The 10,752-nt window shown below is 58.0% G+C and carries 10 protein-coding genes; 9 read left to right on the forward strand and 1 reads right to left on the reverse strand.

Annotated features, from left to right (window positions below; translation table 11 throughout):
• The first annotated feature begins 101 nt into the window (after positions 1-101).
• The 6 genes from ACXJKO_RS26385 to ACXJKO_RS26410 all read left to right on the forward strand — a co-directional run bounded on the left by ACXJKO_RS26385 (position 102) and on the right by ACXJKO_RS26410 (position 5,624).
• On the forward strand, positions 102-938 hold the full coding sequence (locus ACXJKO_RS26385; RefSeq protein WP_457094022.1) for a hypothetical protein: 837 nt from the start codon (positions 102-104) through the stop codon (positions 936-938).
• 267 nt (positions 939-1,205) lie between these two features.
• A complete protein-coding gene (locus tag ACXJKO_RS26390) occupies positions 1,206-2,012 on the forward strand; it encodes a cytochrome c oxidase subunit II (protein WP_457094023.1) in 807 nt (268 codons plus the stop codon).
• Between the two features lie 54 nt (positions 2,013-2,066).
• Positions 2,067-3,845, forward strand: a complete 1,779-nt coding sequence (ctaD, locus tag ACXJKO_RS26395; protein WP_457094024.1) for a cytochrome c oxidase subunit I — start codon at positions 2,067-2,069, stop codon at positions 3,843-3,845.
• Positions 3,838-4,545 carry a cytochrome c oxidase subunit 3 gene (locus ACXJKO_RS26400; protein ID WP_457094025.1) on the forward strand — a complete coding sequence of 236 codons (708 nt, stop codon included), beginning with the start codon at positions 3,838-3,840 and terminating at the stop codon, positions 4,543-4,545. The genes ctaD and ACXJKO_RS26400 overlap by 8 nt, the downstream gene beginning before the upstream one ends.
• Positions 4,546-4,555: 10 nt before the next feature.
• The gene (locus ACXJKO_RS26405) at positions 4,556-5,278 is read left to right on the forward strand and encodes a heme-copper oxidase subunit III family protein (protein WP_457094026.1); all 723 of its coding nucleotides are present in this window, start codon (positions 4,556-4,558) and stop codon (positions 5,276-5,278) included.
• A gap of 10 nt (positions 5,279-5,288) precedes the next feature.
• On the forward strand, positions 5,289-5,624 hold the full coding sequence (locus ACXJKO_RS26410; RefSeq protein ID WP_457094027.1) for a cytochrome C oxidase subunit IV family protein: 336 nt from the start codon (positions 5,289-5,291) through the stop codon (positions 5,622-5,624).
• On the opposite strand, the gene ACXJKO_RS26415 is transcribed toward ACXJKO_RS26410, so the two are convergent.
• Positions 5,621-6,475: a DUF2189 domain-containing protein gene (locus ACXJKO_RS26415; RefSeq protein ID WP_457094028.1), complete on the reverse strand. Its 855-nt coding sequence runs from the start codon at positions 6,473-6,475 to the stop codon at positions 5,621-5,623. The genes ACXJKO_RS26410 and ACXJKO_RS26415 overlap by 4 nt on opposite strands.
• Before the next feature lie 338 nt (positions 6,476-6,813).
• On the opposite strand from ACXJKO_RS26415, the gene xylB reads away from it, so the two are divergent.
• The 3 genes from xylB to ACXJKO_RS26430 all read left to right on the forward strand — a co-directional run.
• Positions 6,814-8,298, forward strand: coding sequence for a xylulokinase (gene xylB / locus ACXJKO_RS26420; protein WP_457094029.1), 1,485 nt, complete (start codon positions 6,814-6,816; stop codon positions 8,296-8,298).
• Positions 8,299-8,518: 220 nt separating this feature from the next.
• Positions 8,519-10,048 carry a sugar ABC transporter ATP-binding protein gene (locus ACXJKO_RS26425; RefSeq protein ID WP_457094030.1) on the forward strand — a complete coding sequence of 510 codons (1,530 nt, stop codon included), beginning with the start codon at positions 8,519-8,521 and terminating at the stop codon, positions 10,046-10,048.
• Positions 10,045-10,752, forward strand: a 708-nt coding sequence (locus ACXJKO_RS26430; RefSeq protein WP_457094031.1) for an ABC transporter permease subunit, incomplete at its 3' end; no start/stop codon positions are given. The genes ACXJKO_RS26425 and ACXJKO_RS26430, both read left to right, overlap by 4 nt.

The raw sequence follows: 10,752 nt of genomic DNA on the forward strand, positions 1-10,752 counted from the left end.
GCTTCAGCTTGGTAGCATTTAAGCTGAGCCGATGAGCTCTATGCCTGATGTAGACCCATTCCGTCGAAGAGAAGCTAGTTCAGGAACGCGAAGGCCCTATCATGATTCCACGCGGCTCCGGTCAAATGCAGGCGACCCTCGACGGGGTCGCCTTCGATATCTACACCTACAAGCCAAGCAGTATGATCAAGGGAATCCTGCTGATCTATCACGGCACGTCGCGTACGGCGGACAGTTATCGCGACTACGCCATCGACCTCGCCGATACTGGCGGCCTCGTGGTGGCAGCGCCTCTGTTCGACAAAGCTCGTTTTCGCATCAGGGACTACCATCGCGGCGGCTTGGTGGATCGCTCCGGCAACCTCAAGCCCGCCGCTCAATGGACGACACGCTTCGTGCCGCTTCTAGCCGATTGGGTGCGGACGCAGGAAAAGGCAGAGACGTTGCCCTACTGGTGCTGGGGCCACTCCGCTGGCGCGCAGTTCCTGTCCCGCGTGGCCGCGTTCGAGCAGCCCGATGCGCGCCGCATCGTCTTGGCGAATGCCTCGAGCTATGTACTGCCGATGCTCGGCCACTATCCTGATGGCGAGGCGGCGCCCTACGGCATGGGCGGCGTCTATAAGGACGACGAAGAGCAAGAGAAGCTGCGCGGCTATCTCGGTATGCCGGTCACAATCTATCTCGGCTCCAGAGACGATGATCCAGACGACCCCGAATTATCCATGAAGCCAGAATCTCGGCGTCAAGGGGTGCAGCGCAAACATCGCGGCGAGCGGACATTCGCGCTCGGCCAGCTCCAGGCGACGACCCTCCGCTGCCCGTTCGGCTGGCAGTTGGTTTACGCACCCGAGGGCGAGCATTCGACTTGGCAGATGATCCAATCTCGACGGGTACTCGAGGCCATGGAGCTCTTCAATCCGCCGAGCGCCAAGCGATAGCCCCACAGATCCCAGGGATCGACCGACTGATGTTCCCAGGCGAGATCATCCTTCATTGAGCGTTCGCTCACGGTCAATGCGAGTTCGTTGACCCCAAAATACCAAAGGTGTAAGTTTAAATTGAAGATGACAGTTTGTATTAACCGGATTTCACTTCATCTCCGGAAGCGTTGATCTGAGCGCCCGGCGCGTATCTATGATTATTGGTCTTCGACGTTGTCGCCTACTGTTTCATGCCGAGCACAGATGTGATGGGGATGAAAGGAAATGGCTCTTGCGCTGGCTCTGATCATAGTGGCCATCGGCTCCGTTGTTTTCCACCTCGTGAGCCCATGGTGGTGGACGCCGATCGCTTCCAATTGGCACTACATCGACGACACTATCCTCATCACGTTCTGGATAACAGGCGCGGTCTTCGTCGCCGTTGTCCTTTTCATGGCATATTGCATCTACCGGTTTCGCCACCAGCCGGGACGCCAAGCAACCTATGAACCGGAGAACAGGCGCCTGGAATGGTGGTTGACGGTCATCACGGGAGTTGGCGTGGCTGCCATGCTGACGCCGGGCCTCTTCGTCTGGAGACAGTTCGTAACCGTGCCGGAAGACGCGACCGATATCGAGATCATGGGCCAGCAATGGCAATGGGCCTTCAGACTCCCGGGCCCCGATGGTAAGCTTGGCCTTTCGGACATGCGCCTTGTCAGCCCCGACAACCCGATGGGGCTGAGCCGCGAAGATGCCGCCGCTCAGGATGATGTCGTGATTGAAGGAGGTGAATTGCGCATGCCTATCGGCAAGCCGGTGAAAGCACTTCTTCGCTCGGTCGATGTCATTCATGACTTCTATGTCCCGGAGATGAGAGCGAAAATGGATCTGGTTCCCGGCCAGGTCTCCTACATCTGGTTCACTCCCACCAGAACCGGCACATTCGAAATCCTATGCGCGGAACTCTGTGGCGTTGGTCATTCGCAGATGCGCGGGACAGTCATCGTTCAGGAGTTGAGCGACTATCAGGCATGGTTGAAGGAGCAGAAGGCGCAAGACTTCGCGCGTCTGGCTCCTTCGGCCCAATAATGACGTCGTAGCAGGCGGGGCTTCTTAAAAGAAACGGCCAGGGAGAGTGTCCTGATGGTTGATGTTCCAATCGGTCATTCCGGCGCGGCATCCGCTGCTGAGGTCGAGGATGTCGAGCTCTATCATCCGCATAGCTGGATCACGAAGTACGTTTTCAGCCAGGACGCAAAAATCATTGCCATTCAATATTCCCTGACCGCGCTCTCTGTAGGCCTGATCGCACTTGTGCTCTCCTGGCTGATGCGCCTGCAATTGGGCTTTCCCGGCATGTTCTCCTTCATCGATGCCAATGCCTATTACCAGTTCATCACGATGCACGGCATGATGATGGTGGTCTATGTCCTGACAGCCTTGTTCCTCGGAGGCTTCGGCAACTACCTCATTCCCTTGATGGTCGGCGCTCGGGATATGGTTTTTCCCTATATCAACATGGTGAGCTTCTGGGTCTATTTCCTTGCCGTGCTCGTCCTCCTTGCAAGCTTCTTCGCGCCGGGCGGACCGACCGGCGCCGGCTGGACCCTCTATCCGCCACAAGCCATTCTCTCCGGCACGCCCGGTGGACAAGATTGGGGCATCATCCTGATGCTCGCCTCCTTGATGATCTTCATCATCGGCTTCACGATGGGCGGCTTGAACTACGTCGTAACCGTCCTGCAGGCGCGCGCCCGCGGCATGACGCTTATGCGCATGCCGTTGACGGTCTGGGGCATCTTTACCGCGAGCTTCATGGCGCTTCTTGCCTTCCCCGCCCTCTTTGTCGGCGCCGTCATGATGCTGTTCGACAGGGTATTCGGAACCAGCTTCTTTGTTCCGGCCATCGTCGAGATGGGACAGCCTCTCGATCGCAACGGCGGAAGTCCGTTGCTGTTTCAGCACCTCTTCTGGTTCTTCGGCCACCCTGAGGTTTACATCGTCGCCCTCCCCGCCTTCGGCATCGTCTCCGATTTGATCAGCACTCACGCGAGGCGAAATATCTTCGGCTATCGCATGATGGTCTGGGCGCTGCTCGCCATCGGCGCTCTCAGCTTCGTCGTTTGGGCGCACCACATGTATGTCAGTGGCATGAACCCCTATTTCGGGTTCTTCTTCGCCACCACGACCCTTATCATCGCCATTCCGACTGCGATCAAGGTGTATAACTGGATCCTCACTCTCTGGCGGGGCGATATTCATTTAACAGCACCGATGCTGTTCTCCCTCGCCTTCATCGTCACCTTTCTGAATGGGGGTCTCACAGGCCTATTTCTCGGCAATGTGGTTGTCGATGTGCCGCTCTCGGACACCATGTTCGTGGTTGCTCATTTCCACATGGTCATGGGCGTTGCACCGATCCTTGTGATTTTCGGGGCTATCTATCACTGGTATCCCAAAGTCACGGGCCGCATGCTGAATGACGGGCTCGGCAAGCTGCACTTCTGGGTTACGTTCCTAGGCGCCTACGCCATTTTCTTTCCAATGCATTATCTCGGCCTCATGGGCATTCCGCGCCGCTATTATGAGATGGGCGAAATGGCATTCGTGCCGCCATCGGCCCATACCCTCAACGCATTCATTACGGTCGTTGCTCTGATCGTCGGCGCAACGCAGCTTGTCTTTGTCTTCAATCTTTTCTGGAGTCTGCGATACGGCAGAGCTTCGGGCGGTAATCCATGGCGCGCGACGACGCTGGAATGGCAAACGCCTGAAACGCCGCCTCCGCATGGGAACTGGGGCAGGCATCTCCCCATCGTCTATCGGTGGGCCTACGATTACAGCGTGCCAGGGGCCAGCCAAGATTTCCTGCCGCAGAACGACCCCGGTCCTCAGCCTGCCCTGGGAGGTTCCCATGGCTAGTATCTTAGCGCTCCTGAGCATCCTTGCCGTCGTTGCAACTTGGTGGCTCATCCGCCAGGGCGTCACATCGAAGCCGTGGCTGGAGCAAGGTGTTTCGAATGACTGGACGAGCGACGCCTCACCGGGTGTATCCAAAGAGAAAGTTGGGCTAGGCGTCTTCATTGCAGTCGCCAGTTCGCTGTTTGCGCTTTTCATCAGTGCCTATGCCATGCGCATGCAGATGGCGGATTGGCGAAATCTACCCATTCCCAAACTGCTCTGGCTCAATACGGGAATTCTCGTTCTCAGCAGCATCGCCCTGCATCGAACCAACCGCGCAATGAGCGATCGGGATTTCGATAGCGCACGAATAGGCCTTCTTGCAGCCGGCGTCACTGCATTGGCTTTTGTCTCCGGTCAACTGCTGGCATGGCGACAGCTCATGGATGAGGGATATTGGCTCACATCCAACTCGGCCAATGCATTCTTCTACGTTCTCACGGGCCTTCACGGCCTGCATCTTCTCGGCGGCATGGCGGTTCTGGGCATGGTAATCGAGAAATCCTGGCGCGCGCGCGCCTTGGACGATCGGCAAAGCCTGACCATTCAGCTTTGCACCACGTACTGGGACTTCCTGCTTGTCGCCTGGCTGGTCCTCTTCGGAATCCTGACAGGCTGGGCCGGAGAGCTCGTCGATTTGTGTCGGCAAATACTGTTCTGAGGAGGCTCCCATGACGGAGCAGACGGTGCATCAGCTCGATCGGTCGCCTCCCGAAGCTGCTGGCCTTCGTGGCATCGCAGCCGACTATTCCTCCGACCGGCAGGCCTTCAGGGGCGTCTCCTGGGGCAAGGCTATGATRTGGATCTTTCTCCTCAGCGATACTTTCGTCTTCAGTTGCTTCCTGATTTCCTACATGACCGCCAGGATGTCCACGACGGTGCCATGGCCTAATCCCAGCGAGGTCTTTGCCCTGACCATCGCAGGCAAGACCCTTCCGCTGATCCTGATTGCCATCATGACCTTCGTTCTAATCAGCAGCAGCGGCACGATGGCAATGGCTGTCAATTACGGCTATCGGCGCAACCGCAGGATAACCGCCGGTCTGATGCTCCTCACGGCTCTCCTTGGCGCCACTTTTGTCGGCATGCAGGCCTTCGAGTGGACGAAACTCATCCATGAAGGCGTCCGCCCGTGGTCAAATCCCTGGGGAGCTGCTCAATTCGGCTCCACCTTTTTCATGATTACCGGGTTCCATGGCACGCACGTAACCTTCGGCGTCATCTTCCTTCTCATCATTGCGCGGAAAGTCTGGCGCGGGGATTATGACGACCAGCGGAAGGGTTTCTTCACGAGCAGAAAAGGCAACTATGAATCCGTCGAGATTATGGGCCTCTATTGGCACTTCGTGGATCTCGTCTGGGTTTTCATTTTCGCCTTCTTCTACCTTTGGTGAGAGGGACAGCATGGCGCAAGCAGCAGCACACAAACAAGGTCAACAGCACCCGATCAAGCTCTATCTGGTCGTCTGGGCATGGCTCTTCATCCTGAGTACCTGCTCCTACATGGTCGATTATTTCCAGCTCGAGGGCTTTCTGCGCTACTCGCTCATCCTGCTGTTCATGCTGCTGAAGGCCGGCCTCATCATGGCTATTTTCATGCATATGGCATGGGAGCGCCTGTCCCTGGTGTATGCCATCCTCGTGCCGGTGAGCGCAGTCATCGTCTTCGTGATCATCATGGTATTCGAGGCGGATCACACACTCCTGACCCGCCTCGCATTTTTTAGCACTGGTCCCTAGCGACGATTCATCATCGATGTTTTTCCTTGAATGGCCGGATGTGCTTCTTCAGGGGAAGGCGGCTCGACCACTCGCCGATACAGATGCCAGGTCGCATGCCCTAGAACCGGCATCACGACGGCCAGACCGACGAAGAGCGGAMTGGATCCAATGAGAAGGGCTGCAGCCACGATCAATCCCCACAGCGCCATCGTGAAGGGATTCATAACAACCGCTTTGATGGAGGTATAGACCGCGACAGCCACGCCCACATCGCGGTCGAGGAGCAACGGAAACGAGATGACGCTGATGCTCAACACGGCAAGGGCAAAGACGAACCCGAGAGCATTCCCGAGAACAATCATTCTCATGCCTTCGGAAGAGGACAGGATCTGATTGACGAAGGCGGGATAGGACGAAGGCGCTGCATATCCGAACATGACCTCGTACAGCATCCGCGCCGTTGTCAGCCAGATCATGAAGATTACCAGCAGCACGACACCGAGCGCGATGATGGATGGAATGGAAGGTGACTTCAGCACATCGAACGCATCCCGCCATGAGGTCGGAAGACCAAGCTCCCGACGGCGACTGATCTCGTAAAGGCCGATGCCCGCGAAGGGGCCGATCAGGGCAAAGCCCGAAGCCAAGGGGTAGAGCAACGGCAAGGCATTGTTCGAGAAAGTCAGAGCGGCGAGGCAGACGCCGAGCACAGGATAGATCAAACCGAGGAAGACAAGATGAGAGGGCATCGCCCAAAAATCATCGAAGCCCTTGCGAAGGGCCTCCTTCAAATCTGCTGGGCCGATGTGGCGGACAACCGGATGGGCCGGAGCATCGCTTGCGCCGGCGACGATGTGAAAATTTGCCATAACCGCTCCTCCAGGGATGAACCTTGGCAGTAGAGGCCACGGAGGCGGTGTGCATCATGATAGGATCACGCGCATCCGCGGCCTACTTTGCTACTATACTCATCTAGGCCGCGATTGTCGCCCTTTCTAAGGCAGGCGGGATCGGGCGTGACGGTTCGTCAAAAAATCAACCCGATGACTATCATCCTGGTAGAAAAGATTTTATCGACCCTGCGGAATGGCTTGCACCTTAGAAGGCGGTAGGCGCGCTCGGCTCTATTTGCGCCCGTGTAAGATTATTCGATAATGCCAAGCCAACCAGTCGCAGATGTGCTTGGAACAAGGTGAAGAGTAAAGGCATGGCGCATTATCTCGGGATCGATGTTGGAACATCGGCCGTGAAGGCCGTCATCATCGACGGACAGCAATCGGTCGTCACCGAGGCAGATGTTCCCTTGCACGTTTCCCGCCCTCACGACGGCTGGTCGGAGCAGGATCCGGAGGATTGGTGGAAGGCAGTTCAAGCCGTTGTCGATCAGCTCGCCGCGCAATCGAAAGGCGGCCTGAGCAACACTCGAGGCATCGGGCTTTCCGGACAGATGCATGGGGCGGTTCTGCTCGACGAGCATAACCGGCCAGTCCGCCCCGCTATTCTGTGGAATGACGGGCGCTCTTCTATGGAGGCGGAGGAGCTCGGATCGAAATATCCTGAACTCGCACATCGGGTGGGCGTCATGCCGATGGCAGGCTTCACGGCGCCCAAACTCCTATGGATTGCGAAGCATGAGCCGGATGAATTTCGAGCTGTCAGAAAGATCGTCTCGCCGAAAGATTATATCCGCCTCAAATTAATCGGCCGTCTCATGACCGACATGTCCGACGCGGCGGGAACGTGGTGGCTGGATGAGGCCCCACGCGATTGGTCGGATAAGGCCCTGGCTGCGACCGGCCTCGACCGGTCATACATGCCGGATCTCGTCGAGGGATCTCAGTCATCTGGTGTGTTGTATTCCAATCTGGCCCGGCAATGGGGCATGAACGGCGAGGTCGTCGTCGCCGGCGGTGCAGGCGATGCCGCCGCTGGCGCCGTCGGTCTTGGCGCCATCGAGGATGGGTCAGCTTTCATCTCGCTTGGCACATCAGGGCAGCTTTTCGTGACGACACAGAACTTCAATCCTGCTCCGGAAACGCTGCTTCACTCCTTTTGCCATGCGCTTCCCGATCGCTGGTTTCAAATGGCGGCGATGTTGAACGGAGCGAGCTGTCTTGCATGGGTAGCCGGTGTTCTCCGGCAGGATATTGCCAAGCTTCTCGCCGATACAGAAGCGGTCTATCGATCACCATCGAGAACGCTCTTTCTGCCCTACCTCACAGGGGAGCGGACCCCGCATAACGACCCCTGTGCGCGCGGCGTCTTCTTCGGCATGTCGCCGAAGACCGGACAGACCGACTTGGTGCAGGCCGTACTCGAAGGGGTTGCCTTCAGTTTTGCCGATGCCAAGCAGGCGCTCGAAGCCGCCGGTACGACACTGACCAGCGCAGGCTTGGTCGGTGGTGGATCGCGCAGTGCATTCTGGGCGCAGATCTTCGCAAACGTTCTGAACATTCCGCTTCGGCGTTATGAAGGCAGTGACAAGGGACCCGCTTTTGGTGCGGCGCGATTAGCCAAGCTTGYAGTGACGGGCGAGCTGCCCGAGAACGTCTGCAAGCCTCCTCGCATCATTCAGACGATCCATCCGCAGCCGGAATGGGTCGATTCCTACGTGCCTCGTATCGAGGCGTTCCGCAGTCTCTACCGTGCCCTGAAGCCGGAATTCCAAAAGACCGCAGCTTTCGCCAATTGACAGCGCATCGAGCGATCCTAGTATTTCCTCTATCCTGAATGAGTAAATTGTCTCGACTGCAAGACGAGACCTTCAGGGAGGAACAGCTTGTGTCCAGGCGATATCGTTACGGACCGATTCTTGTTCGATACATCCCGCATATTGCCGGGACGGATACTGCACGCTCTCATCGACACTCCTTCGTCCGTGATCCTGCCCTTCRCCATTTCCGGAAGCACCCATGACCGGATCCGCCCCAATCCTCGAAATGGTCGGAATTTCGAAAACCTTCCCAGGGGTTAGAGCACTTACAGACGTATCTCTCACCGTCTATCCGGGCGAGATTCATGCGCTGATGGGTGAGAATGGCGCCGGCAAGTCGACACTTATGAAAGTTCTGTCGGGCGCCTATCAGGCCGATCCCGGCGGCGAGATCCGCATTGATGGAAAGCACGTCACGATCAGCGGGCCTCTGGATGCTCTTCACTGCGGCATCTCAACGATCTATCAAGAGCTTTCCTTGGCGCCCAATCTGAGCGTCGCGGAGAATATGCTGCTGGGGCGTGAGCACAGAAGGGGCCCGATGATCGACCGCCGTTCCATGGAGCAGGCGTGCCGCACGGTGCTCGACAGACTCGGTGTCAGGTTCCAGACATCGACGAAGGTCAGCGAGCTTTCGATGGCCGAGCGGCAACTGGTCGAGATCGCGCGTGCGCTGATCGCCAATGCCCGCATTCTGATCATGGACGAGCCGACGACATCGCTCTCCTCCAGGGAAACAGATGCCCTGTTTACCCTGATCCGGCAGCTTCGCTCCGAAGGTCTCGCCATCATCTATATCAGCCATCGCATGGCCGAAGTCTACGAGTTGGCGGATCGGGTCTCGGTGCTGCGCGACGGCACCTATGTCGGCACCCTTACCCGCGAGGAATTGTCGGCGGAGCGGCTGGTTCGCATGATGGTCGGGCGCGACCTGTCGTCCTTCTACAAGAAGGATCATGATGCGAAAGGCAGCAGAGGCCCTGTCCTCTTCTCCGTCAGTCACGTGAGCGATGGTGGGCGCGTGCATGCTTGCTCATTTGACCTGCATCAAGGCGAGGTGCTGGGTTTGGCGGGCCTTGTCGGCGCCGGCCGCACCGAGCTTGCGCGTCTCATCTACGGTGCCGATCGCAAAGCGAGCGGCGAGGTCACGCTCAACGGCACGAAACTTGCCCTTCACCGTCCTGAAGATGCCATCAAGGCAGGCATCGTCTACCTAACGGAGGATCGAAAGCATCTCGGTCTCTTTCTCGATATGACTGTCCGAGAGAATGTAAATCTGAATGTCCTGCAGCGGGACGCCCGCACGGGAAGCATTCTCAATATCAAGGCTGCCAAGAACCGCGCTGCCGCCGCAATCCGCGCTCTTGGCATCAGGGTTGCGGGCGATATCGTACCCGTCGGCAGCCTGTCCGGCGGCAATCAGCAGAAGGTTCTGCTCTCACGCCTTCTCGAGACCAATCCTCGTGTCATCATTCTGGATGAGCCGACACGCGGCGTCGATATCGGTGCGAAGTCCGAGATCTACCGTCTCATCGATGAACTGGCCCGGCGTGGCGTCGGCGTGATCGTGATCTCGAGCGAGCTTCCTGAGATCGTCGGCATCTGCGACCGCGTGCTCGTCATGCGTGAGGGAAAGATCGCCGGTGAAGTCGGCGGGGTCGGGCATCCGCCCATCACGCAGGAAAACATCGTCGCCATCGCGACTGGGGTGAAGGAAGCCGCAGCATGACATCTCCGAATGAGACGAGCGGCCCCCTTCAATCCTCCGGAGCGACAAATGTCGATGCCGGCTCCCAGAGCCTCCAACGCCGTCTCGCATGGCGCTCTACCTTGCAAGCCATCGGCATGCTGCCAGTGCTCATCATTCTCGGCATCGCTTTCGAGTTGATGTCGGGCCGCTTCCTCAGCGTGCAAAATCTCTCGATCGTGGCGCAGCAGGCCTCCATCAACACCGTGCTCGCTGCGGGCATGACCTTTGTCATTCTGACCGGCGGCATCGACCTGTCCGTCGGCTCTATCCTCGCTGCATCCGCCATGGTCGCCATCATCGGATCCCAGATTCCTGGATGGGGTATGCTTGGTATCCCCGCCGCCCTCCTCATGGGACTTGTGCTGGGCCTTGCCAATGGCGCCCTCATCGCTTTTGTCCGCTTGCCTCCATTCATCGTAACACTTGGATCGCTCACGGCCGTCCGCGGCTTGGCCCGTCTGCTCGGCAACGACACGACCCGGTTCAACCCCGATCTTCCATTCGCTTTCATCGGCAATGGCGTTCTGTTCGGCGTGCCATGGCTCGTCTGGATCGCCCTGCTCTTCGTCGTCATTTCCTGGTTCATCCTGCGCCGTACCGTTCTTGGCGTTCACATCTATGCGGTCGGCGGCAACCAGGATGCGGCGAGGCTGACAGGCATCAAGGTTTGGGCCGTCCTCCTC

The sequence above is a fragment of the Microvirga sp. P5_D2 genome (assembly GCF_054049475.1).

Excerpts from the sequence above, each read along its gene's own strand:
- ACXJKO_RS26385 (WP_457094022.1), top strand. The coding sequence starts at position 102 with ATGATTCCACGCGGCTCCGGTCAAATGCAGGCGACCCTCGACGGGGTC.
- ACXJKO_RS26425 (WP_457094030.1), top strand. The coding sequence starts at position 8,519 with ATGACCGGATCCGCCCCAATCCTCGAAATGGTCGGAATTTCGAAAACC.
- ACXJKO_RS26400 (WP_457094025.1), top strand. The coding sequence starts at position 3,838 with ATGGCTAGTATCTTAGCGCTCCTGAGCATCCTTGCCGTCGTTGCAACT.
- ACXJKO_RS26390 (WP_457094023.1), top strand. The coding sequence starts at position 1,206 with ATGGCTCTTGCGCTGGCTCTGATCATAGTGGCCATCGGCTCCGTTGTT.
- ctaD (WP_457094024.1), top strand. The coding sequence starts at position 2,067 with ATGGTTGATGTTCCAATCGGTCATTCCGGCGCGGCATCCGCTGCTGAG.
- ACXJKO_RS26410 (WP_457094027.1), top strand. The coding sequence starts at position 5,289 with ATGGCGCAAGCAGCAGCACACAAACAAGGTCAACAGCACCCGATCAAG.